Consider the following 24,290-nt stretch of genomic DNA (forward strand, 5'->3'; position numbering starts at 1 on the left):
CGTTATCCCAGAACTCGTGCGCCAGCCGTATCCAGACGGCAGATATGTACAAAACCTTCCTGGTTCTGCAAATAATGTTGGCTGAGCCAGTCAGCCACGCGTTGTGCGGTGTCGGTGTTATCGCACAGCGCAAATAAGGTTGGGCCAGAGCCCGAGATGCCGCTTGCCAGAGCGCCGATATCCGCCGCAGCCTGGCGCGCTTCGTTAAAGCGAGGCAGGAGCTTGGCCCGATAAGGCTCGGCAATGACATCACGCATCAGCTTGGCTGCAAGCTGAGGCTGACGGGTATGGCAGGCATGAATGAAGCCCGCCAGATGGCGGCCGTGGCTAATGCAGTCCTGCCGGCGATACTGCGCCGGAAGAATCGCGCGTGCTTCAGCGGTGGAGACTTTAATCCCCGGGTACGCCAGCACCCACAGCCACTCGTTAAAGCCCGGTACCGGCTGGCTGATAATGCCGTTTTCTTCAATCATCAGCTGCATGCCGCCAAGGAAGCACGGCGCCACGTTGTCGTAGTGCACGCTGCCGGAAATGCGCCCTTCCAACTCGCCCATCAGGCTGAGCAATCGGGTATCGCTGAGCGGCTTGCCGCAGTATTCATTCATCGCCATCAGGCCTGCAACGACGGAGCAGGCGCTGGACCCGAGGCCCGAACCAATCGGCATGCTTTTTTCCAGCGTCATCGCCACGGGAATGTTTTTGCCGATTTCCTGGCAGAAGCGCTCCCAGCACTGGTAAACAATGTTCTCGCGCGGTTCTGCCGGAAGCTTGCTGGCGAAGCGCCCAATATTGTTCAGGCTGAACGACTCCGCCGCTTCAACCGTGACGTAATCGCCCAGCAGCGAGCCATCGATAGGCGAAACCGCCGCCCCCAGCACATCAAACCCGACGCTCATGTTGGCGCTGCTGGCCGGGGCGTATACTTTAACCATCTTAAACTCCTAACTTCCATGACAGGGTGCGCAGTAAATCCGCAAAGACACCGGCAGCCGTCACATCGTTGCCCGCACCGTAACCGCGCAGCACAAGGGGCAGCGGCTGATAATAGTGGCTATAGAAGGCCAGAGCGTTCTCGCCGTTTTTTACTTTATACAGTGGATCGTTACCGTCCACGGCGTCAATTTTAACTTTGCAGCTGCCGTCTTCTTCGATCGCACCCACAAAACGCAGCACCTTGCCTTCATCACGCGCTTTCGCCACGCGGGCGGCAAAATCATCGTCCAGCTGCGACAGGCGAGCCATAAACGACTCGACGTCGCCGGTTGAATCAAAAGATTTCGGCAGGACGGGTTCGATAACAATGTCTGAAAGCTCAAGGTTGCTGCCGGTTTCACGGGCCAGAATCAGCAGCTTGCGCGCTACGTCCATGCCGGAAAGATCGTCGCGCGGATCCGGCTCGGTGTAGCCCATTTCACGCGCCACGCGGGTCGCTTCCGACAGGCTCATGCCTTCATCCAGCTTGCCGAAGATAAAGGACAGAGAGCCGGACAGAATGCCGCTGAAGCGGCGAAGCTCGTCGCCCGCGTTGAGAAGGTTTTGCAGGTTTTCGATAACCGGCAGGCCCGCGCCTACGTTCGTGTCGTAGAGGAATTTACGACGCGATTTTGCCGCGGCGTTACGCATCTGGTGGTAGTAATTCATCGTCGAGGTGTTGGCCTTTTTGTTCGGCGTCACCACGTGGAAGCCTTCACCCAGGAAATCGGCATACTGATCGGCTACCGCCTGGCTGGAGGTACAGTCGACGATGACCGGGTTCAGCAGGTGATACTCTTTGGCAAGGCGAATCAGGCGGCCCAGGTTAAACGGCTCTTTGGCTTCGGCAAGCGCCGTCTGCCAGTTTTCCAGATCCAGCCCGTGAACGTTGGTCAGCAGCGCTTTGGAGTTCGCCACGCCGCACACGCGCAGATCGATGTGCTTCTTCTTAAGCCATTCCTGCTGGCGCTTAACCTGCTCAAGCAGCGCGGCCCCCACGCCGCCGACGCCAATCAGGAACAGTTCGATGACCTGATCGGTGTTAAACAGCATCTGGTGAGTGACGCGCACGCCGGTCACCGCATCGTCGTTGCTGACGACGACGGAAATTGAACGCTCGGAAGAACCCTGCGCGATCGCCACAATGTTGATGTTCGCGCGCGCCAGCGCCGCAAAGAACTTGGCGGAGATACCGCGCAGCGTGCGCATGCCGTCGCCGACGACGGAGATGATCGCCAGATGCTCCATGATAGCCAGCGGCTCGAGCAGGCCCTCTTTCAGCTCAAGATAGAACTCTTCTTCCATCGCGCGGCGGGCGCGCTTGCAGTCGCCCTGCGGCACGCAGAAGCTGATGCTGTATTCCGAAGAAGACTGGGTAATCAGCACCACGGAAATGCCCGCGCCCGACATCGCCGCGAACACACGAGCCGCCATCCCGACCATACCCTTCATGCCTGGGCCTGAGACGTTGAACATCGCCATATTATTCAGATTGGTGATGCCTTTTACCGGCAGGCTTTCGTCGTCGCTTTCCGCGCCAATCAGGGTGCCTGGCGCTTGCGGGTTTCCGGTGTTTTTGATGAGGCAAGGAATCTGAAACTGGGCGATAGGGGCAATGGTGCGGGGGTGAAGAACTTTAGCGCCGAAGTAGGAAAGCTCCATGGCTTCCTGATACGACATCGACTTCAGCAGCCTGGCGTCGGGAACCTGGCGCGGGTCGCAGGTATAAACGCCGTCGACGTCAGTCCAGATCTCGCAGCAGTCCGCGCGTAAACACGCCGCCAGCACGGCCGCCGAATAGTCGGAACCGTTGCGGCCAAGCACCACCAGCTCGCCTTTGTCATTGCCAGCGGTAAAGCCCGCCATCAACACCATATGGTCTGCCGGAATGCGGCTGGCAGCGATGCGGCGGGTGGATTCGGTAATATCTACGGTGGATTCAAGGTAATGCCCAACGGCGAGAAGTTTTTCGACCGGATCGATTACGGTCACGTTATGGCCACGCGCTTCCAGCAGCGCCGCCATGATAGCAATGGAGAGCTTTTCACCACGGCAGATGATGGCCGCGTTGATGCTGTCCGGGCACTGGCCAAGCAGGCTGATACCGTGCAGGACGTGCTTCAGCTGGGCAAATTCCTGCTCGACAAACGCTTTAAGCTTTGCCAGCGGGAGGCCGGGCTGCGCTTCGGCAAGGCCGTTCAACAGCTCGCTAAAAATACGTTCCGCATCGCTAATGTTCGGCAGCGCATCCTGCCCACCGATGGTTTTTTCGATCATCGCCACCAGGTGGTTGGTAATTTTTGCCGGGGCAGACAGCACTGTCGCCACCTGCCCCTGTTTGGCATTACTTTCCAGGATGTCGGCAACGCGCAGGAATCGCTCCGCATTTGCCACTGAAGTACCGCCGAATTTCAACACTCGCATTGGATATTACCCCTTGATTTTTAGTCGAAAAAAAAGCCCGCACTGTTCAGGTGCGGGCTTTTTTTGTTTTTCCTTTATGCGTCAGCCCGCACCGTTACCTGTGGTAATGGTGGTTGTAATAATTGTGGTCATCAGGCTGAAGCGAGTCATGGATGTTGTGTGCTCTTAATAGGAATTACCTATATTGGTTAAAGTATCCGACCTGCTAAGTCAATTTAATTTTGTTTTTAGCAGGCCGGGAAACGTTCAACCATCGCGCTGCGAAACGGCGAAAAATTGGCATAATCGCGCTGTTTCCAACCGCCGATCACCTATCTTTTTCACTGCCATCAGCTAATTTTTCAGAACTATCCGCTGGAAGATTTATTTCAATATCGTGGAGCAAACGGTGCAGCATTGCCGTGTCCCGCTGTGCTAAAAGGCCCAGACGCTGGTGGAGCCAGTCGGCCATTTTCCGATCGTCTGCGACGTCAAGACGGGCGGTGAGCGCGTTGATACGCTGGCGTAAAGCGCTCAATTGTTGCGCATCCGCTTCCTGTTTTGGCACTGGCGGGAGCTGCATAAGCGCCGAAAGCTGATAGCAATACACCATGACCGCCTGACCTAAATTGAGCGAGGGGTAATCCGCCACCATCGGCACGCCCGTCAGCACGTCGGCAAGCTCCAGTTCTTCGTTCGTCAGCCCCGAATCCTCACGGCCAAAGACCAGCGCTGCGGTGCCCACCCACTCGCGCTTTTCTTCCAAAATCGGCACCAGCTCCTGCGGTGTAACGTAGTAATGGAATTTTGCCCGGCTGCGGGCAGTGGTCGCGACGGTGAAATTCACGTCGTGAAGCGCCTCGGCGAGCGTTGCAAAATGCTGGACGTTATCAAGGATATCGCCCGAGCCGTGAGCCACCCAGCGCGCTTCAGGTTTGAGGTGCGCTTCGCTGTCTACGATACGCATTTCTGTGAAGCCCATGGTTTTCATTGCACGGGCGGCTGCACCGACGTTTTCAGGCCTGGCGGGAGACACCAAAATGATGGGTAAACGCATCAAAACTCTCTTAAAAATATCCAATTCCGGACGAATACCGGCAAGCAAATGATAATGCGTGTCACAAATTTACTTTATTGCAACATTCAGCATCGCAATTTAAGTTATAAACACATCAATGATACGCATAAGTTTTCTGAAGTTACACTTGTCCTGAACAAATTAAATTCAGTGATATCTAACTGTTTATTATAGTTAAAACACTATTAATTATCATAAGTAAATCACATTACCGAGGATGAATGATTTATAGGCGTAACTACGTTGATTATTAAAAAATTGTGACGCAAGCTAGCATTACGCTACGATGATTTCATCAAACTGTTAACGTGCTACAATTGGAATTGATATATGTCAACGAAGCGTAGTTTTATCAGATGTCTAAAGCGGTCGTGCCTGTTATGTTGCTGTTAAAATGGTTAGGATAATAGCCGTTTTTGACACCGTCGGGTCCAGAGGGAAAAGCACCCACGACCAAGCTAATGATGTTGTTGACGTTGATGGAAAGTGCATCAAGAACGCAATTACGTACTTTAGTCATGTTAAGCCCGGCATGTTAATTTTTCACATGCAGCAGGCAGGTCAGGGACTTTTGTACTTCCTGTTTCGATTTAGTTGGCAATTTAGGTAGCAAACATGCAGACCCCGCACATTCTTATCGTCGAAGACGAGTTAGTAACACGCAACACGTTAAAAAGCATTTTCGAAGCTGAAGGCTACGATGTCTTTGAAGCGACTGATGGCGCAGAGATGCATCAAATCCTTTCAGATAATGACATTAACCTGGTCATTATGGATATCAACCTGCCGGGCAAAAATGGCCTGCTGCTGGCGCGCGAACTGCGCGAGCAAGCCAACGTGGCACTGATGTTCCTGACTGGCCGTGATAACGAAGTAGACAAGATCCTCGGTCTTGAAATCGGCGCAGATGATTACATCACTAAGCCATTCAACCCGCGTGAACTGACTATCCGTGCCCGCAACCTGCTGTCCCGTACCATGAATCTGGGTGCGATCAGCGAAGAGCGCCGCTCGGTTGAAAGCTACAAGTTCAACGGTTGGGAGCTTGATATCAATAGTCGTTCGCTGGTTAGCCCGAACGGTGAACAGTATAAGCTGCCGCGCAGTGAATTCCGTGCCATGCTGCACTTCTGCGAAAACCCAGGCAAAATTCAGTCTCGTGCTGAACTGCTGAAGAAAATGACCGGCCGTGAGCTTAAGCCACACGACCGTACTGTTGACGTGACCATCCGCCGCATTCGTAAGCATTTCGAATCCACGCCGGATACCCCTGAAATCATCGCCACGATTCACGGCGAAGGTTATCGTTTCTGCGGCGACCTGCAGGAATAACTCAGCTTCACCAGCAGTCATAATTGCGAAAGGGCGGATTATCCGCCCTTTTTCTTTTTCCGAACTCGCTAGCCCGCATCCGAGGCCTTCTTGCCCACGCCGTACCAGTCGATATTGCGCGTCAGCAGCATAATCGCCGAGAGTGCCGCGAACAGGACGCCGGTGCCAATCAGCAGCGCGCTGTCCTCCGATTGCAGCAGCTGCCAGAGCACCGCATCCAGCAACAGTAACCCTACGCTGAACGTCGCACCCGCCTTCCAGCTTTTCATTACCGCCTTAAGATAAAAACCGTTTATCCCCGCGCAGACCAGGCTCGCCAGCAGCCAGGCGGCGTTAAACCCGGTATGTTCTGATACCGCCAGCAGCACGAGATAAAACATCACCAGCGACAGGCCAACCAATAAATACTGCATCGGGTGAACGCGCAGCCCGGTCAGCGTTTCGAGCAGGAAGAAGCTCATAAACGTCAGGCCAATCAGCAGAACGGCGTACTTAATGGCACGATCCGTCAGCTGATACTGATCGACAGGATTCGCTACGCTCACGCTAAACGCAGGCAGGTTTTTCACGTTAATCTGCAGCGCGTCTGCAAAGCTGGCGTTTATATTATTGGCAAACCACGTGCTCTGCCAGCTAGCGGTAAAGCCGGAGTCGGCAATCGCGCGCTGCTGCGGGAGAAAATCACCGATAAAGTTAGGATGCGGCCAGTTGCTGGACAGCGTGAACTGGCTATTGCGGCCAAGCGGCACCACGGCAAGCTGTTTTGTGCCCAGCAGATCGAGCGTAAAGCTAAGCGTCAGCTTTTCATCCTTTAGCCGCTCTCCGGGAAGGGTGGCATGCAGCCCCTGCTCCAGGCCCGGCAAATTGCTGCCCGGCTCAATTGAATAGGCCGTACCGTTGATATCCAGCTCGCCCACCTTGCCAATGCCGCGAGAATCGCCCACCGCGAACACGACGTAGGGCGCGCCAAATAGGGTATCGACGCCCTTATCTTCGGCAAGCTGCTGACGATTAAAGGTCGCGTTGAGCGTAAGCGCCGTGCGCCAGATTTGCCCCTCGTAGATGCCGATATGCCGAGGCTCAACCACCTGCTTTCCCACCACGTTCAGGCTCTCCGGCAAATAATATCGGATAAACCTGCTCTCTCTTTTTATCTCTTTATCGTCTTGCATCACGGTGGTGATTTGCGTCACCGGGATGGCAATTAGCGGGCCGATGATGGTTTGCGGGCCGCTGGTGCTCTGGCGCAGCGACTGCTCAACGTCGTCGCGGTAGCTGCTGCGCTCATCGATTAACGAGCTCAGCATGCTCAGCGGAATTAACAGCAGAACCATACATCCCAACAGGGTCATCACTTTCCAGAACAGCGCAGATCTCAACATAATCCCCTCCATTTTTGATGCGGCGAGGATAGCGGGCGTATGTGGGCGCTAAATGAAGCTATGTGAAGGGACGGTGAAGTGGAGGAATTAATTCATCGACAGGGTCAGCCGGGCCTGCGCGCCGCCTTCGGGGAGATTATCCAGGGTGACGGTGCCGCGGTGCAGGCGCGCCACTTCCTGAACAAACGCCAGCCCAAGCCCGCTGCTTTTCTGCCCGTTGCTGCGCGGCAGGGAATAGAACCGTTCGAAAATGCGGCCCTGCGCGTAATCCGGGATACCGCTCCCGGTATCCGTCACGACGATGGCGATCTCTCCGTCAGCCTGCTCGACGCCAAGCGTAATCCTGCCGCCGGGCGGGGTGAAGTCGAGCGCGTTATCCAGCAAATTGCCGATTGCCTGTTCAAGCAGGTCGGCATCGCCCCGCACGCTGGCAGTTTTCAGCAAGCTTTCGTTAACCTCAAGCGTGACCTGCTTGCCGCGCGCCACGGCTTCCCGGTTATCGCATAGCGTTGCAAACAGCCCGGCAAGCTGAACGCTTTGGGTTTGAATCTCTGCCCGGCTTTCAAGCTTTGCCTGGCGCAGCAGGTTATCCACCAGCTGCTGCATACGCAGATTCTGCTGCAAAATATTGGTGGAGAATTTTTCCACAACCTCCGGCGGCGGGCCTTCCCGCAGGATTTCTGCCGCCCCGCGAATGGCCGCCAGCGGGCTTTTCAGCTCGTGGGTCAGCGCATGAACGTACTGCTCAATGTAGCTTTTACCTTCGAGCTTCAGGCGCATGCTTTCCAGCGCCATCGCCAGCTTGCGCAGTTCGCTGCTGGCCGGTTTCGGCAGCGGCAAAGGGTGTTCTTCCGTGACGGAATCGGCATAGCGCACCAGCTTGCCGATGGCGCGGTTTATCCACACCACGAAGCCAAACCCAATCAGCAAAGCGATACCGAGCAGCGCCACGCCCGCCCAAAGAATGCGCCGTTCGCTGCGGCGAATAACCGGCTCCATCGCGCTATTGGGCTTGCCGACGCTGAGCACGCCGACGATCGCCCCGCTCTCTCGCACCGGCGCGGCAACATACATCACCGTGCTGTCAGGATTGCCGGGGTTAAGCGCCGTGCTGCGTGCGCCATACTTGCCCTGTAGCGTCAGCCACACGTCGTTCCAGCGCGAATAGTCCTGCCCCACGGCCTTGCCGCTCGAGTCGAACAGCACGATGCCTTTTGCATCGGTCAGGTACACGCGGTACTCGTTTCGGGATTTAGTGATGCCGCTGATGTTGGCGCGAAAACCGTGCTGATTGAGATGGGAAAACGCCTGCGCAAGCTGTCCGTTGGCGGGATTGCCAGCCTGCATATCCGCCCGCGCAAACTCGGCGAGCAGCGTGGCCGTATCGATGAGCGTCCCTTCGGTCGCGCGCCGCACGCCGGGTTTCACCTCCTGCAAAAAAATCGACAGCACAAACCAGGCGGCGATCGCCACGATCAGAAAATAGCCCAGCAGCAGGCGCATGCCGATACGCATCAGCTCACGACCAGGCTGTAGCCTAAGCCACGGTGAGTATTGATCGGCGAGCGATCCGGGTCGATCGCGCGTAGCTTGGCGCGCAGGGTTTTGATGTGCGTATCCACCGTTCGGTCAAAGCTCTCTTCCGCGCTGCTCCATACCAAATCCATCAGCTGCTGGCGCGAGAAAACGCGGTTCGGCCATTGCAGGAAGGTCTTTAGCATCAGGTATTCATAGCGGGTAAGCAAAAGCGGCTGCTGGCACCAGCTAATCTGCGCCGCCATCTCGTTCAGCTCAAACAGGCCAATTTGCCGCGTGTCCTGCACCTGCACCTGCCGTTGTTTTTGCAGACGGCGTAACACCGTTCGCACCCTGGCGCACACTTCGCGGGGTGAAAACGGCTTGGCGATATAATCATCGGCACCAATTTCCAGGCCAATCAGCCTGTCGACCTCTTCGCTGCGTGCCGTCAAAAACAGCAGCGGCAGATGCGGGTAATCCGCCAGCAGTCGGCGGCACAGCTCAAAGCCGTTAATGTCCGGCAGCCCAACGTCCAATATAGCCAAATCGGGCAGGCCAGCGCGCGCGGCATCCAGGACAGGCAAACCGCGCTCGAAGCCGCGCACGGTAAAGCCTTCCTGTTGGAGCATGTAAATGAGGGTATCGGCGATACTGGCCTCATCCTCCACTAGCCAGACGACGGTTTCGCTCATGATTCGCTATCCGTTAGTGCCACGGCATGATCGGCACGGCGCTCAGGGCGTTTTTTCGGCGAACCGTCGACCACTTTGTCGGAGTAAGCGAGGTAGGCCAGCGTATTGCGCTTCGCGTCGTAAAAACGCACCACCTGAAGCTTTTTGAACACCAGCGAGGTGCGTTTCTGGAACACCACTTCGCCCTGCGATTTACCGGCTTTGATCTTGTCGCTTAGCTCGACCGGCCCAACCTGCTGGCAGGAGATCGCCGCGTCGGAGGTGTCTTCAGCCAGGCCCAGGCCACCTTTGATACCGCCGGTTTTCGCGCGGCTGATGTAACAGGTGACGTTTTTAACATCCGGATCGTCGAACGCTTCAACGACGATTTTATGATCCGGCCCAAAAACTTTGAACACCGTATCCACGGAACCTATTTGTTCGGCAAATGTACCCTGAGAGAACATCAACAAAGCGCCTACAGCTGCTAAAACTTTATATTTCATATTGTTACCATTAATGAAGATTGCCCCGATTGATTATTCAGCCGTGGGGGAAAAACTCGTTTAATATCACATTATTAAATAATTCCTACGGCTGACAGGCTGATTTTGGCACAACTAGTCAAAAAAAACTCTGAATGCCATAAGAACAAAAAGTGCTATTATCCGACCATAATTACAGCATTCGCGCTGTCAGGATGAGGATATTTTATGGATCAGGCTGCGATCATTCGCGATCTGCTTACCTGGCTGGAAAGCCATCTGGATCAACCGCTTGCTCTTGATAATGTGGCGGCTAAAGCAGGTTATTCCAAGTGGCATCTACAAAGGATGTTTAAAGACGTCACGGGCCACGCCATTGGTGCCTATATCCGTGCTCGTCGCTTGTCAAAATCCGCCGTCGCGCTGCGTCTTACCGCACGCCCTATACTCGATATCGCTTTACAGTACCGCTTCGATTCTCAGCAGACGTTTACGCGCGCCTTTAAGAAACAGTTTTCTCAAACGCCAGCGCTGTATCGCCGCTCGCCGGACTGGAGCGCGTTTGGTATGCGTCCGCCGCTTCGCTTAGGCGAATTTACGCCACCGCAGGCGCATTTTGTCACGCTGCCGGAAACGCATCTGGTCGGCGTTACGCAGAGCTACAGCTGTACGCTTGAGCAGATTTCAGATTTCCGTAATGAAATGCGGATTCAGTTCTGGACGCAGTTCCTCGGCAACGCGCCGACGCTGCCGCGCGTGCTGTACGGCCTGCACGAACCGCGCCCAAGCATTGAGAAAGATGACGAGCAGGAGGTGTTCTATACCACCGCTCTGACGCCTGAACTGGCGAACGGCTATCTGCCGGATTCGCATCCGCTGACGCTTGAAGGCGGTGACTACGTGCAGTTTAACTATGAAGGGCCGGGCACGGGCCTGCAGGACTTCATTCTGACCGTCTATGGCACCTGCATGCCGTCGTTGAACCTGACGCGCCGCCGGGGCCATGACATCGAACGCTTCTTCCCGCAGGATGAAGTCAGGGATCAGGACAGGCCGATGCAAATCCGCTGTGAATACCTGATCCCCGTTCGCCGCTAGCGCTGCAGCTCGTCTAACGCAGGGGCATCTAAATGCGAGATGTCCCCTGCCGTTTCAACCACCCAACCGGGCGCAAGCCACGGGCTTTCCTGATGGTCCACGCGCGAAATAGAGCAGTTGCGTAGCCGCAGGCGGCGCTCCGCCCACGCCGGTAATCCCAGAATCGTACTGACCAGGCAGCCCAGCGCCATTCCGTGACTCACCAACAGCGGGCGGCTCCCGGCGGGCAGTTCGCGACAGGCGTTCAGCGCGGCGTGCATGCGGTTGCTCATTTCCAGCATCGATTCGCCTTGCGGAATGCGTCCGTCCGGCGTGCCGTTAACCAGCCGACGACGCCAGCCTTCCTCTTCTTCGCTAAGCGTATCCAGATGGCGTTTTTCAAGCACGCCCATATCCAGTTCGCGCAGGCGCGGATCGAGCTGCACTTCGCAGCCGCAGGCCTGGGCGATAATCTCGGCGGTCTGCCGCGTGCGCCCCAGGTCACTGGCAATAATGTGCGTGATGCCAAGTGACTTCACTCGTTCGGCCACCTGCCAGGCCTGACGCTCCCCTTTTTCCGTCAGCGCGCTGTCTGACTGGCCCTGAATGCGGCGCTCCGCATTCCACTGCGTTTCACCATGGCGAACAAGGTATACCTGTAACATGCGTTTTATCCGTTATACTGCTGCACAAAATTTTTGGAGTTTCAGTGATTATGTACCATGTCGTCTGCGCCACAACCAATCCTTCCAAAATTCAGGCTATTCTGCAGGCATTTGACGAAATCTATGGCGAAGGATCCTGCCATATTGAGTCCGTGGCCGTCGATAGCGGCGTGCCCGAACAGCCCTTCGGAAGCATTGAAACGCGAAGTGGCGCACGCTGCCGCATCATGAACGCCCGTCAGGTTCGACCGGAAGCAGATTTTTGGGTGGCGATTGAGGCGGGCATCGACGAAGGCAGCACCTTTAGCTGGGTGGTCATTGAAAATAACGCCACGCGCGGCGAAGCGCGTTCGGCCACGCTGCCGCTGCCGGAAGTGATTCTGGAAAAGGTAAAAGCGGGCGAGGCGCTTGGCCCGGTGATGTCGGCGTACACCGGCATTGATGAGATTGGCCGCAAAGAAGGTGCGATTGGGGTATTTACCGCCGGTAAGCTCACGCGCAGCAGCGTTTATCACCAGGCGGTAATTCTTGCTTTAAGCCCTTTCCACAACGCTATATACCGCTAGTCCGCGCTGCGTAACAGCTCCTGCTCCAGCCACTGGCACAGCTCAGGCGGAGCAGACTTCAGGCTGTTCGAACCGCGGGTAATCGTCGCAATGCCCGCGCCAAGCTCGTTTTTCAGCTCGCGCTGGCTCATCTCGCCTTTCAGCAACTCTTCGATAATTCGAACGCGAGTGCCTAAAGCGGTCCGTTCATCCGGCGTGAGCAGCAGCGCTAAAAGCGGTAAATGCAGCTGTTTATCAAAGGATTTTTGCAGCAGATCCACAAAGCGGAGCCACTCCTGGTTGCTTTGCTCGGCCTGCTCCGCCGAGTACTGAGAGAGCTGAGTCATGTCACGCCACCATACTATTTAACTAGTACAGCAGCATAACATAAACTCACGCAAATCAATAACGGCGCTGCCACTCGGCGTTGGTCAACAGCGGCGCTGATTTCCCCATGAAATACTGGTAGTACGCGTCGTATGCCAGCACGTTCTTCACATATCCGCGCGTCTCGGAGAAAGGAATGCTTTCAACAAAGGCGACCGCGTCAATGCGCCCAGCGCTGTTGCCAAGCCAGGTTCTGACTCGCCCCGGCCCCGCGTTGTACGCCGCAGACGAGAAGATACGGTTGTTATCAAACTGCTGGTACACCGACTCCAGATAGGTCGTACCAATGTTGATATTCATATCCGGGTCAAGCAGCTGGCCTGGGCTTGAGTAGCCTGCAATACCAAACTTCTGCGCGGTATGCGACGCGGTTGCTGGCATCACCTGCATCAGGCCGCTGGCCCCCACCGGCGATCGCACCTTCGGGTTCCACGCGCTTTCCTGACGGGCAATCGCCATCGCATAGCTTTGCGAGATATCTTTGTCGCTCACGTAGCGCGCGAAGGTCTCTTTGTAGGCCAGCGGGAAACGCTCTTCGAGATGATCCCACAGCTTGCCTGCGATCGTCGCCTGCACGCTAAGATCCCACCAGTTTTGCTCGAACGCATAGCGCGCAAGCCCTTCCTGCTCGGGCTTAGTACGGCTGGTAATCAGGTTTGCCCATTCGCTGCGGGCGGTGTTGTCCATGTTCCAGTACATCAGCTCGCGCACGCGCGCCATTTCCGGCCCCTGCACCAGCGCCTGGTTCACCGCGACGGCTTTATCCACGCGCAGCGGATACGCTTCGCCGAGCCGCTGTGCGGCGATCATCGGATAGAAGCCGCGCTGCTGCATCAGCGAATGAAGGATCTCTTTCGCTTCGTCTTCACGCCCGCGCTCCAGCAGCAAATCCGCCTGCCAGTAACGCCATTCGTCTTTTTCTTTGGCCTCCATCGGCAGACGCGCAAGCCAGGTGTTCAGCCCTGCCCGGTCGCCCGCGCCAAGCGCCATGCGCACGCGGCGTTCAACCAGCGACGTAGACTGGGAGCGCATAATCACATCGTCGCGCCAGCTGGCCTGCTCGGGAGTAACATCGTTGCCCATAAACCGCCAGGCGACAGTCTCTTTAAGCTCCAGGGCCTGGTCGTCGGTAAGCTGCTGCGCCTGCACCAGAGAAGGGATCATCAGGCGGGCGTTTTCGACATCCTGACGGGCAATGCGCGTAAAGGCTATCGCAGCCGCCTGGCGCGTAAAGTCCGTCGCCCCCACGGTGCGGGCAAACGTCAGCACGGTATTCGGATCGTTTTGCAGGCTGATAAGCGCGTTGGCAATCGTCTGGTAATCGGCGGGCATCTGGTTGGCGAGGCTGTTGACAAGCGAGGTGTTGCCCTCTTTCATCGCGAGGCGGATACGCTCCAGGTAAGCCCGCGGATCCTGCGTGCCGGACGATCGCCACGCAGAGAACAGACGATCGCAGCTCGACGGCAGATTTTTGCCGTTTAGCCACAGCTCTTTCGCCCCACTCCACGCGGCATCGGCCTGGCCGGTGTTCCACTTGGCGTAGTAATAATTACATTTCGATTCGGTGGTGCCGGGCGGCTCTGGGCTAAACGCCAGCAAACCGCGCCAATCCTCACGTCTTGCCAGCTCGTTGACGAAGCGGGTCTTCAGCGTGCGCGCCGGGGGTAAAGTAGGATTGGCCTGGATAAACTGGCTGACGGCGACCGTCGGCTCGTTCATCAGGTCATCGGTCAGCAGGCGGTACTGTAAATAAGGATAGAGCGGGTAGTCTTGCAAACCGGGCAGCATCTGCTGCACCACGTCCATTTGCTTGTTGTCCCACGCCTGTTTAATTTGTGCATAACGGTTACGCTGCTCGTCGAGCGAATCAGCCCGGGCGACGCCGGCGAGCGTTGCCAGGCAAACGCCCGCAGCCAACATTCGCCATACGACTTGTTTGGCATTCCCCACAAGTTCTCCTCACATGTTTCCAGGCGGCATCATGCCACCACGCTACATTCATGCTAACCAGGGGGGAGCCGTTGCGCCACGCCCGATTGGTATATTTTGTTAAATACGGCACAAAGGACGCCAGGGCTAACACAACTGGCTCCCTTCGCTGGGATTACCGGGTGAAAACGGCTACACTTCGCCACTGAAACGCATCATCTTAAATCACGAAAAAGAGGCGAAGTCGCACTGTGGCTCAATTCGTTTATACCATGCATCGTGTCGGCAAAGTTGTCCCGCCGAAACGCCATATTTTGAAAAATATCTCGCTCAGTTTCTTCCCTGGCGCCAAGATCGGCGTACTGGGTCTGAACGGTGCCGGTAAATCTACTCTGCTGCGCATCATGGCCGGCATTGACACTGAGATCGAAGGCGAAGCCCGTCCGCAGCCCGGTCTGAAAATTGGCTATCTGCCTCAGGAACCGAAGCTCAACGTTGAGCACACGGTTCGTGAGTCCGTTGAAGAAGCGGTTTCCGAAGTCGTTAACGCGCTGAAAGGTCTGGATGAAGTGTACGCGCTGTACGCCGAGCCGGACGCAGACTTCGATAAGCTTGCCGCACAGCAGGGCAAGTACGAAGAAATTATCCAGGCGCACGACGGCCATAACCTGAACGTGCAGCTGGAACGCGCCGCCGACGCGCTGCGTCTGCCAGACTGGGATGCGAAAATCGCTAACCTGTCCGGTGGTGAACGCCGCCGCGTGGCGCTGTGTCGTCTGCTGCTTGAAAAGCCAGACATGCTGCTGCTTGACGAACCAACCAACCACCTGGATGCCGAATCCGTGGCCTGGCTGGAACGCTTCCTGCACGACTTCGAAGGCACCGTTGTGGCGATTACCCACGACCGTTACTTCCTCGACAACGTGGCAGGCTGGATTCTGGAACTTGACCGCGGCGAAGGTATTCCGTGGGAAGGCAACTACTCCTCCTGGCTTGAGCAGAAAGACCAACGTCTGGCTCAGGAAGCCTCTCAGGAAGCGGCTCGCCGTAAATCCATTGAGAAAGAGCTTGAGTGGGTACGTCAGGGCGCGAAAGGCCGCCAGTCAAAAGGTAAGGCACGTCTGGCCCGCTTTGAAGAGCTTAACAACACCGAATACCAGAAACGTAACGAAACCAACGAACTGTTTATTCCACCTGGCCCGCGCCTGGGCGATAAAGTCGTTGAGGTTACCAACCTGCGTAAATCCTACGGCGACCGCCTGCTGATCGACGATCTGTCCTTCTCCGTGCCAAAAGGCGCGATTGTCGGCATCATCGGTCCGAACGGCGCGGGTAAATCTACCCTGTTCCGCATGATGTCCGGTCAGGAACAGCCTGACAGCGGCACCATCGAACTGGGTGAAACCGTGAAGCTGGCCTCCGTCGATCAGTTCCGTGACGCGATGGACAACAGCAAAACCGTGTGGGAAGAAGTTTCTGGCGGCCAGGACATCATGCGTATCGGCAACACCGAAATGCCAAGCCGTGCCTACGTTGGCCGCTTTAACTTTAAGGGCGTGGACCAGGGCAAACGCGTTGGCGAGCTGTCCGGCGGTGAGCGCGGTCGTCTGCATCTGGCTAAGCTGCTGCAGGTTGGCGGCAACATGCTGCTGCTCGATGAACCAACCAACGACCTGGATATCGAAACCCTGCGCGCGCTGGAAAACGCCCTGCTGGAGTTCCCGGGCTGCGCGATGGTTATCTCGCACGACCGCTGGTTCCTTGACCGTATCGCTACCCACATTCTGGATTACCAGGATGAAGGCAAGGTTGAATTCTTCGAAGGCAACTTTACCGAATACGAAGAGTACAAAAAACGCACCCTCGGTGCGGATGCGCTGGAACCAAAGCGTATCAAGTACAAACGTATTACCAAGTAATTGTTGTAACGCCCTCACCCTAACCCTCTCCCGCAGGAGAGGGAACCGATCGGTTTTCTCCCTCTCCCTGAGGGAGAGGGCCGGGGTGAGGGTGGTTTTACGCTCCCTGCCCGCCAATCATTTCCTTCACCAGCTCCACGCAGCGCAGGAAACGGGAATCGTAGTCCGACTCCTCCACGTGCACGTAGCTGATATTGTTCTCTTCCAGCATCTCGACCAGCAGGTTCTGGAACGACTTCCTGTCCACGTCGCTGCCGAGGCTGCGCAGTCCGTCGGCCACCCACGGCGTGTTGTTCTCGAGCAGGATCACCAGATCGAAGCGGTATTCATCAATCAGCGCCTGCACAAACGGGTGCTCGCGCCCTTCGTACTTCTTGCAGAACGCCTGGGTGGTTACAAAATCGGTATCGATAAACGCCACCTTGTTGGCGTACTTCACAGCAAAGTCGACGTACTGGGCGTGGCCGATCGCAATCTTGTCGTAGTCGGAATACTGTAACGCCATTTCGTCGCCGCCGAGATGGGAAAAGACGTAATCCCGGCCATACTCCCAGGCGCTGGTGGTATTAAAAATATTGGCGAGCTTGTTGACCATCCACGACTTGCCGCTCGACTCGCCGCCGAGGATCGCCACCGTGCGCACGAAGAAGGGTTTAACCTCGGTCGGAATGTATTCCCAGTAGCGGAACGGGTTTTCGCGGATCTGCCCGCCGCTGATGTTCATAAAGGTGCGCTTCGGGTCGATAAGCACCGTTTCAATGCCGAGCTGCTCGGTGAAGCGCGGCGCATCGCTCTCTTCCGAGGTGTAAATGCGGTCGGCGTTGATGCCTTTGCTTTCCATAAAGGCTTTAATGCCGCGGCTCCACACGTCCCAGCCGTGCGGATACGGCTCCATGCCTTCTTCGTTAAAGGAATGGATACGGATATTCTTTTGGTATTTGAAGGTTTGAAGCAGCCAGCGCAGGCGGTCGCCGGTGGTTGGCTGCTGCGACATCGCGCTGTCTTCAAACAGCAGGCGGTCACGGGTTTCGTCGTAGCCCATGATGATATGCAGCTCGTCAACCTGGCTTGCGGCGCGCTGAATCAGATAGATATGCCCGGTATGCAGCGGGTAAAACTTGCCGAACACCACGCCGACGGTTTTCTCGCGCCTTGGGAACTCAAGGCCCAAAAAACGGTGTAACGCTTCCAGCTTCTGGGCGCTCGGGCTTTTAATTTTGGCGTTCAAAAGCTGGCTTAAATAGCCCTTTGTCATGCCGCAGGCTTCCGCGACCTGCTGCAGCGTAACGCTCTGCTGACGAATCGCGGTCTTCAGATAATCGAAAGACGACATGCTGCCTCCTGCAAAAATGGGCGAATAATCAATTATAAGTCGTCAAAGACCGACAGCGCATCCGAGAGTTTCTTCACGCCAAACACCTGCATCCCTTCCGGCAGCTTTTTCGGCACGTTTGCCTGGGGGACGATTGCGCGCTTAAAGCCGTGTTTTGCGGCTTCCGAAATTCGCTCCTGCCCGCTCGGCACCGGGCGAATTTCCCCGGCAAGCCCAACCTCACCAAACACCACTAAATCCTGCGGCAGCGCCCGGTTGCGAAGGCTTGAAACCATCGCCAGCAGCAGGGCCAGATCGGCGCTGGTTTCCGTGACCTTCACGCCGCCTACGACGTTTACGAACACGTCCTGATCGGCCATTTGCAGGCCGCCATGGCGGTGCAGAACGGCAAGCAGAATCGCGAGGCGGTTTTGTTCAAGGCCTACGGCCACGCGGCGCGGGTTGGACATCATCGACTGATCCACCAGCGCCTGGATTTCTACCAACAGCGGGCGCGTGCCTTCCCAGACCACCATCACCGAGCTGCCCGGCGTGATTTCATCGCCCCGGCTGAGGAAGATAGCGGAAGGGTTGCTGACCTCGCGCAGGCCCTGTTCCGTCATCGCAAAAACGCCCAGCTCGTTCACCGCGCCAAAGCGGTTCTTGTGGCTGCGCAGCGTGCGGAAGCGGGAATCGGCATCGCCGTCCAGCATGACCGAACAGTCGATACAGTGTTCAAGCACTTTTGGCCCGGCGAGCGAGCCGTCCTTGGTGACGTGACCAACCATGATGATCGCCACGCCCCGCGTCTTGGCAAAGCGCGTCAGGTAAGCGGCGGATTCACGCACCTGCGCCACGCTGCCCGGCGAGGACTGGACGTCCGCCATGTGCATGACCTGGATGGAGTCGATAACCATCAGCTTCGGCGCTTCCTCTTCGGCAATCATGCAGATTTGCTCGATGCCGGTTTCCGAAAGCATGTTCAGGTTAGCCGTCGGCAGCCCCAGACGGTGAGCGCGCATCGCAACCTGCTGCAACGACTCTTCGCCTGTGACGTACAGCGTTTTCATCTGTTCACTGAGCTTGCAAAGGGTTTGCAGCAGCAGAGTGGATTTACCCGCACCAGGGTTGCCGCCAATCAGAATAGCGCTGCCCGGCACCACGCCGCCGCCCAGCACGCGGTCGAACTCTTTAAAGCCGGTTGAGAAACGCGGCAGCTCCTCGAGGCTGATCTCGGAGAGCTTCTGGACTTTGCTGACGCCCGCGCTGCCCGCATAGCCGGACAGGCGCTCGTTGCGCGCAACGGTTGGCGAGGCGGCGATGCGCACTTCCGTGATGGTATTCCATGCATGGCAGGCGCTGCACTGCCCCTGCCAGCGCGGATAATCCGCACCACATTCGTTACAGACAAATGCGCGTTTTGGAGCTTTCGCCACCTTGATACCTCTTCGCTTAGCGTTCTTCCTGAATCAGGCTGCCGGACAGAATACAGAACACGCCCATCAGGTCGGCGTGACGGATGGTGATTTCTGTTTTCTCATTGACCTTCGGCTTGGCATGATAAGCAACGCCCAGCCCGGCGGCCTGAATCATCGGTAAATCATTCGCCCCATCGCCGATAGCCACGGTTTGCTCGGCGGGGATGTCGTATTTGGTCGCGAGGCGCTTAAGCGTCTCGGCTTTAAACTGCGCGTCAACAATCTGACCAATCACTTCGCCGGTCAGCTTGCCATCGCAGATTTCGAGCTCGTTCGCCACCACGGTGGTGAGATGCAGCTTTTCGCGCAGGTATTCCGCGAAGAAGGTGAAGCCGCCGGACGCGATCGCAACCTTCCAGCCGAGGGCTTCCAGCTTTAGCACCAGCGACGTCAAGCCAGGCATCAACGGCAGCTCATCGCGCACCTGGCGCAGAATAGAAGCATCGGCGCCTTTTAACGTGCCGACGCGCTGTTTTAGGCTTGCGGTAAAGTCCAGCTCGCCGCGCATCGCGCGTTCGGTGACTTCAGCGACCATTTCGCCCGTCCCGGCGAGCTTCGCGATTTCATCGATACACTCGATTTGAATCGCCGTGGAATCCATGTCCATGACCAGCAGACCCGGCGTGCGCAGGTGCGGGATTTTGCCCAGCGGAGCCACGTCCAGCCCGTGCTCATGAGCCAGTTTAGTCGCTCTTGGCGTTAATGAGCCCGCCAGGCGGATAACCTGGTAATCTTCCACGCACCAGGCCGTCACGATAACCATCGCGGCACCCAGCTTACGCTGATAGCGGTTGAGGCACGACTTATCGAGATTGCGACCATACAGGAGCCAGCCGCTGCGCCCAGCGCGGTAGTCCAGCGGCATGACCTCATCACCGCTTAACGAAAGCGGCAACCCAGGCCAGAGGGCAACATCGTTGGGCAGGTCGCACCAGGTCATACTATTTGGCATTACAGCTCCTGAATAAATTGTAGATACCCTTTAGCATTCGAATTTCAGGCAGGCGGCAAGGGAGCTTATCCCCAGTCACCTACTTCAGTAAGTGACTGGGGTAACTGAGTGCAGCTAACACACCTGTAAGTTTGAAGGATGAAGGGTATCCCGGACAAAACAACGCATGAGGCTACCTTGTCCGCGCCGCTTCTGGCAACATTAATGTAAGCAATTTTCCTAAGGTGCATTATGGCTCGGGCAAAAATGAAATTCAGGCTTCATCGTGCAGTGATTGTGCTTATCTGCCTCGCACTTTTGGTGGCGCTCATGCAGGGCGCATCCTGGTTTAGTCAGGGCCATCAGCAGGCCCGTAACGTCCAGCTTGAAGAGCTGGCCCGCACGCTCGCACGCCAGGTAAGCTTCAACCTGATTCCGCTGATGAAATCTGAAAATCCGGATGAAAAACGCATCAATACCGTCCTCACGCTGCTCACCCGCGACAGCCGTATTCTTGATGCCGCAGTCTACGATGATGAAGGCGATCAGGTGGCGCGCGCGGGGGAAGGCATCAACGTGCGCGACCGCCTGGCGCTGGACGGTAAAAAAGCCGGCAGCTACTTCAACCAGCAAATCGTCGAGCCGATTATCGATAAAGACAGCCCGATCGGCTATCTGCGCATCACGCTTGATACCCACACCCTGCCCACCGAAGCCAAACAGGTGGATAACACCACCAATATTTTGCGCCTGATGATGCTGCTGGCGCTGGCCATTGGCATCGTGCTGACCCGCACGCTTCTGCAGGGCAAACGCACCCGCTGGCAGCAGTCGCCTTTCCTTCTTACCGCCAATACCGAGGTCAAAGAAGATGAAGACGACAAACCCGCTAACCCTTAATAAGAAAGGACTTCTGTATGTCGACGCTACGCCTGCTTATTTCTGATTCGCACGATCCCTGGTTCAACCTGGCCGTTGAAGAGTGTATTTTCCGCCAGATGCCCGCCACCCAGCGCGTACTGTTTTTATGGCGCAACGCCGATACGGTAGTCATTGGCCGGGCGCAAAACCCGTGGAAAGAGTGCAACACGCGGCGTATGGAAGAAGACAACGTGCGGCTGGCAAGGCGCAGCAGCGGCGGCGGCGCGGTGTTTCACGATCTCGGCAACACCTGCTTCACGTTTATGGCCGGTAAGCCGGAGTACGATAAAAGCGTCTCAACGGCGATTGTGGTCAACGCACTGAATTCACTTGGGATAAGCGCCACCGCTTCCGGGCGTAACGATCTGGAAGTCCTGACGCCAGAAGGCGCGCGCAAGGTTTCAGGTTCGGCCTATAAAGAAACCATGGATCGCGGCTTCCACCACGGCACGCTGCTGCTTAACGCCGACCTCAGCCGCCTGGCAAACTACCTCAATCCGGACCCGAAAAAACTCCAGGCGAAAGGCATTACCTCCGTGCGCGGGCGCGTCACCAACCTTATCGATCTGCTGCCTGGCCTGACCTACGAAGATATCTTTGCCGCAGTACGCGAAGCCTTCTTTGACTACTACGGCGAACGCGTCGAGGCGGAACACATCTCGCCAGATGCCCTGCCCGACCTGCCGGGCTTCGCCGAAACCTTCGCCCGCCAAAGCAGCTGGGAATGGAATTTCGGCCAGGCGCCCGCCTTCAGCCACCTGCTGGACCAGCGCTTCAAATGGGGTGGCGTCGAGCTGCATTTTGACGTCGAAAAAGGCCACATTACCCGCACGCAAATCTTCACCGATAGCCTGAACCCGGCACCGTTGGAAGCCCTCGCCGCACGCCTGCAGGGCTGCCTGTATCGCAGCGATATGCTGCAACAGCAGTGCGAAACGCTGATTGCCGACTTCCCGGAACAGGAGGCCGAACTACGGGAGCTGAGCGCGTGGATTGACGAGGCGGTACGCTGAAGGTGAATTCAGGCCAGACGCTGAATACACGCCGCCACATCACTCAGTTCCTGCTCCATTTTCACCGCCAGCATGCGGAAGTTTTCGCTTATCTGCTCATGCTCGCTAACCTGCCGCCAAAACGTTTTGGCGGTCGGGAGCATCTCTGCCCACACGGCCTGCGGAATGACGGGATCTATCTGCGGGGTAATCGCCTCTTCGCGCATATTGCCCGACCTGCCCGGTGCAAACGCCATGGGCAGCATGTCGTAAACTGGCGCGACCTCCAGCGGAAAATCGGCGACAAAAAAGGAAAGATTTCCGGCATGCATATCGCTGTTAGCAATCAATCTTCCGAAGGCCCATATACGCTGAATGCGCTGTAATCCGGCCTCATCGATAACGTTCTGTGCTTTCATTCTTAAGGCTGCCGCTGGCCAGTTCTGTGGCCCGGCAATAAATTCACCCTGCACGGCTTCCAGCGAAACAATTCCTCTTCGCCCCAGCGCCCCCACGCAGTCGAACCGTTTCACTTCCAGAAAAGTCTGGCCGCTTTCATCAACCAGCGTTCGAGCACGAGCGGCGGGAATAGCAACCTGATTAAGTAACGCCAGAGCGATGGATTCCGCCTGCAGTAAATCGGCCCAGCGCCGCTGATTCGCATTTTGCGTCGGTGGAGTAAACTTCACGATCGTGGGCACGGCCTCCGTGCCGGTGAGCGCGTAGCAGGTAAATTTCGGCTGCTCGCCGCCCGCAGACGAGCCAGCGGTAACGCCTGCAAGCGCCGTTGCCGCTAACGCCCTATAAGCCGCTTGCCTGTTTTCTTCGCCGATCGCCAAGGGGGCTTGAGCCGCGAACCAGCGTCGATAGCTTTCCTCACCGACAAGCCAGCCGCCGAGGTTTTCAGGCGCGTGCATTGAAAGCGCTAACAGCACGTCCTCCTCCTGCCAGAGCCTTATATCCTCCTGAAGATCGGCCTGCTGGGCCATGCGCCTTCCCCACGCTCTTCCCAAAAAGCCCTGGGGACGGAGGTCGGTTAAATACCACGGTAAACCATCAAACCACTGCCAGCTGCCGTTGTTCAGCTCTACGAGGCAGCTGCCCTGCGGCCAGACGGGATACAACACGCCGAATGACCAGGCTTTTCCCTTGTCATCGATCTGCCATAGTGGAAATTCGCGGATCTGCCGCACCGGGCGGCTTAATGCATAGCGCGTGGCCCGCGCGCTTCCGAATTTTATAATGCCGGGTTCAGCTTCTACCCTGCGAGAAAAGGTCGCCTGGCTTATCGACAGGCGTTGGCGTAAAACCGGGGCGGACTCGGGTCCGTGCAGCAGTAAGTCAGTCAGCGCGCTCATATGAATAGATTTATGAATAGATACTTGAATAGATATATACCGCTAATTAGCTGAAGGGTAAAGGGCTGACAGAAAGGTTAATGGGGATTGTGAATAGATAAAAGGGCGCAAAACGCGCCCTTGAGGAGTGTGAATCTGTTAGGTCGGATAAACGCAAGCGCCATCCGACACAACGGACGATTACTCTTTATCGCCTAACAATACGGACTCAAGCGCAATCTTGATCATATCGTTGAAGGTGGTCTGGCGTTCTGCCGCGGTGGTCTGCTCGTGGGTACGGATATGGTCAGACACGGTGCAGATGGTCAGGGCTTTCGCGCCGTATTCTGCCGCCACGCCGTAGATACCTGCCGCTTCCATTTCCACGCCCAGGATGCCGTATTTTTCCATCACGTCAAACATGGACGGGTCCGGCGTGTAGAACAGATCTGCGGAGAAGATGTTGCCCACGCGAGCGTCTACGCCCAGCGCTTTAGCCGCATCAACCGCGTTACGCACCATGTCAAAGTCGGCGATTGCCGCGAAGTCATGGTCTTTGAAGCGCAGACGGTTCACTTTTGAATCGGTACATGCACCCATGCCGATAACCACGTCACGCAGTTTTACATCGGCACGCACCGCACCGCAGGAGCCGACGCGAATGATTTTCTTCACGCCGAAGTCAGTGATCAGCTCTTTGGTGTAGATGGAGCAGGATGGGATACCCATGCCGTGACCCATAACGGAAACCTTACGGCCTTTGTAAGTCCCGGTGTAACCCAGCATGCCGCGCACGTTGTTAACTTCACGCACGTCTTCGAAGAAGGTTTCAGCGATGTGCTTTGCGCGCAGCGGGTCGCCCGGCATCAGCACGACGTCTGCGAAATCACCCATCTCTGCATTAATATGTGGCGTTGCCATCTTTGTTATTCCTTGATGTTAAGAGGTTACGTCTG

21 protein-coding genes, 2 pseudogenes and 1 other annotated feature are annotated in these 24,290 nt (G+C 56.6%); of the genes and pseudogenes, 6 read left to right on the forward strand and 17 right to left on the reverse strand.

Annotation, left to right across the window (positions count from 1 at the left end):
- Positions 1–2: 2 nt before the first annotated feature.
- The 5 genes and pseudogenes from thrB to yjjY all read right to left on the reverse strand — a co-directional run bounded on the left by thrB (position 3) and on the right by yjjY (position 4,973).
- The gene (gene thrB / locus ACSPHG_RS20490) at positions 3–932 is read right to left on the reverse strand and encodes a homoserine kinase (RefSeq protein ID WP_435955326.1); all 930 of its coding nucleotides are present in this window, start codon (positions 930–932) and stop codon (positions 3–5) included.
- Position 933: 1 nt separating this feature from the next.
- Entirely contained in the window at positions 934–3,396 is a 2,463-nt protein-coding gene (gene thrA / locus ACSPHG_RS20495) for a bifunctional aspartate kinase/homoserine dehydrogenase I (RefSeq protein WP_435955327.1), read from the reverse strand.
- Positions 3,397–3,422: 26 nt separating this feature from the next.
- Positions 3,423–3,539: a sequence feature (Thr leader region), on the reverse strand.
- The gene (thrL, locus tag ACSPHG_RS20500; protein ID WP_435956070.1) at positions 3,478–3,546 is read right to left on the reverse strand and encodes a thr operon leader peptide; all 69 of its coding nucleotides are present in this window, start codon (positions 3,544–3,546) and stop codon (positions 3,478–3,480) included. Its footprint overlaps the feature before it by 62 nt.
- A gap of 157 nt (positions 3,547–3,703) precedes the next feature.
- Positions 3,704–4,432 (reverse strand): tRNA/rRNA methyltransferase, encoded by a 729-nt coding sequence (locus ACSPHG_RS20505; protein ID WP_435955328.1) that lies wholly within the window; start codon positions 4,430–4,432, stop codon positions 3,704–3,706.
- Positions 4,433–4,831: 399 nt separating this feature from the next.
- A pseudogene (yjjY, locus tag ACSPHG_RS20510) lies at positions 4,832–4,973 on the reverse strand (YjjY family protein).
- A gap of 95 nt (positions 4,974–5,068) precedes the next feature.
- Between yjjY and arcA the strand changes: the two are divergent.
- On the forward strand, positions 5,069–5,785 hold the full coding sequence (gene arcA, locus ACSPHG_RS20515) for a two-component system response regulator ArcA (protein ID WP_034459438.1): 717 nt from the start codon (positions 5,069–5,071) through the stop codon (positions 5,783–5,785).
- A 68-nt stretch (positions 5,786–5,853) separates the two neighbouring features.
- Here arcA and creD read toward each other — a convergent pair whose 3' ends face one another.
- The 4 genes and pseudogenes from creD to creA form a co-directional block, all read right to left on the reverse strand.
- Complete coding sequence (gene creD / locus ACSPHG_RS20520; RefSeq protein ID WP_435955329.1) at positions 5,854–7,167, reverse strand: cell envelope integrity protein CreD; 1,314 nt, start codon at positions 7,165–7,167, stop codon at positions 5,854–5,856.
- Between the two features lie 87 nt (positions 7,168–7,254).
- Entirely contained in the window at positions 7,255–8,682 is a 1,428-nt protein-coding gene (gene creC, locus ACSPHG_RS20525; protein WP_435955330.1) for a two-component system sensor histidine kinase CreC, read from the reverse strand.
- Positions 8,682–9,377, reverse strand: coding sequence for a two-component system response regulator CreB (gene creB, locus ACSPHG_RS20530; RefSeq protein WP_435955331.1), 696 nt, complete (start codon positions 9,375–9,377; stop codon positions 8,682–8,684). The genes creC and creB overlap by 1 nt, the downstream gene beginning before the upstream one ends.
- 13 nt (positions 9,378–9,390) lie before the next feature.
- A pseudogene (creA, locus tag ACSPHG_RS20535) lies at positions 9,391–9,862 on the reverse strand (protein CreA).
- Between the two features lie 207 nt (positions 9,863–10,069).
- Here creA and robA point away from each other — a divergent pair.
- Positions 10,070–10,939, forward strand: a complete 870-nt coding sequence (gene robA / locus ACSPHG_RS20540) for an MDR efflux pump AcrAB transcriptional activator RobA (protein ID WP_435955332.1) — start codon at positions 10,070–10,072, stop codon at positions 10,937–10,939.
- Here robA and gpmB read toward each other — a convergent pair.
- Positions 10,936–11,583: a 2,3-diphosphoglycerate-dependent phosphoglycerate mutase GpmB gene (gene gpmB, locus ACSPHG_RS20545; RefSeq protein WP_435955334.1), complete on the reverse strand. Its 648-nt coding sequence runs from the start codon at positions 11,581–11,583 to the stop codon at positions 10,936–10,938. The genes robA and gpmB overlap by 4 nt on opposite strands.
- 50 nt (positions 11,584–11,633) lie before the next feature.
- On the opposite strand from gpmB, the gene yjjX reads away from it, so the two are divergent.
- Positions 11,634–12,149 carry an inosine/xanthosine triphosphatase gene (yjjX, locus tag ACSPHG_RS20550; RefSeq protein ID WP_435956071.1) on the forward strand — a complete coding sequence of 172 codons (516 nt, stop codon included), beginning with the start codon at positions 11,634–11,636 and terminating at the stop codon, positions 12,147–12,149.
- On the opposite strand, the gene trpR is transcribed toward yjjX, so the two are convergent.
- Positions 12,146–12,475, reverse strand: coding sequence for a trp operon repressor (gene trpR, locus ACSPHG_RS20555; RefSeq protein ID WP_435955335.1), 330 nt, complete (start codon positions 12,473–12,475; stop codon positions 12,146–12,148). The genes yjjX and trpR overlap by 4 nt on opposite strands.
- Positions 12,476–12,530: 55 nt before the next feature.
- The gene (sltY, locus tag ACSPHG_RS20560; protein ID WP_435955336.1) at positions 12,531–14,465 is read right to left on the reverse strand and encodes a murein transglycosylase; all 1,935 of its coding nucleotides are present in this window, start codon (positions 14,463–14,465) and stop codon (positions 12,531–12,533) included.
- Between the two features lie 230 nt (positions 14,466–14,695).
- Between sltY and ettA the strand changes: the two genes are divergently transcribed.
- Entirely contained in the window at positions 14,696–16,363 is a 1,668-nt protein-coding gene (gene ettA / locus ACSPHG_RS20565) for an energy-dependent translational throttle protein EttA (protein ID WP_435955337.1), read from the forward strand.
- Positions 16,364–16,460: 97 nt separating this feature from the next.
- Here ettA and nadR read toward each other — a convergent pair whose 3' ends face one another.
- From nadR to serB, 3 genes are read right to left on the reverse strand one after another with little or no spacing between them, the layout of a single operon-like run.
- Positions 16,461–17,696 (reverse strand): multifunctional transcriptional regulator/nicotinamide-nucleotide adenylyltransferase/ribosylnicotinamide kinase NadR, encoded by a 1,236-nt coding sequence (gene nadR / locus ACSPHG_RS20570; protein WP_435955338.1) that lies wholly within the window; start codon positions 17,694–17,696, stop codon positions 16,461–16,463.
- 32 nt (positions 17,697–17,728) lie between these two features.
- A complete protein-coding gene (gene radA, locus ACSPHG_RS20575; RefSeq protein WP_435955340.1) occupies positions 17,729–19,111 on the reverse strand; it encodes a DNA repair protein RadA in 1,383 nt (460 codons plus the stop codon).
- A 16-nt stretch (positions 19,112–19,127) separates the two neighbouring features.
- The gene (gene serB / locus ACSPHG_RS20580; protein ID WP_435955341.1) at positions 19,128–20,105 is read right to left on the reverse strand and encodes a phosphoserine phosphatase; all 978 of its coding nucleotides are present in this window, start codon (positions 20,103–20,105) and stop codon (positions 19,128–19,130) included.
- 231 nt (positions 20,106–20,336) lie between these two features.
- Between serB and ACSPHG_RS20585 the strand changes: the two genes are divergently transcribed.
- Together ACSPHG_RS20585 and lplA are read left to right on the forward strand one after the other, a co-directional pair.
- Entirely contained in the window at positions 20,337–20,984 is a 648-nt protein-coding gene (locus ACSPHG_RS20585) for a YtjB family periplasmic protein (RefSeq protein WP_435955342.1), read from the forward strand.
- A gap of 17 nt (positions 20,985–21,001) precedes the next feature.
- Complete coding sequence (lplA, locus tag ACSPHG_RS20590; RefSeq protein WP_435955343.1) at positions 21,002–22,018, forward strand: lipoate--protein ligase; 1,017 nt, start codon at positions 21,002–21,004, stop codon at positions 22,016–22,018.
- An 8-nt stretch (positions 22,019–22,026) separates the two neighbouring features.
- Here lplA and yjjJ read toward each other — a convergent pair whose 3' ends face one another.
- Together yjjJ and deoD are read right to left on the reverse strand one after the other, a co-directional pair.
- Positions 22,027–23,355, reverse strand: coding sequence for a type II toxin-antitoxin system HipA family toxin YjjJ (gene yjjJ / locus ACSPHG_RS20595; protein WP_435955344.1), 1,329 nt, complete (start codon positions 23,353–23,355; stop codon positions 22,027–22,029).
- A gap of 180 nt (positions 23,356–23,535) precedes the next feature.
- The gene (deoD, locus tag ACSPHG_RS20600) at positions 23,536–24,255 is read right to left on the reverse strand and encodes a purine-nucleoside phosphorylase (protein WP_435955345.1); all 720 of its coding nucleotides are present in this window, start codon (positions 24,253–24,255) and stop codon (positions 23,536–23,538) included.
- Positions 24,256–24,290 lie beyond the last annotated feature (35 nt).

This window comes from Dryocola baronae (assembly GCF_051297175.1).
In the GTDB taxonomy this organism is placed as follows: Bacteria; Pseudomonadota; Gammaproteobacteria; order Enterobacterales; family Enterobacteriaceae; genus Dryocola.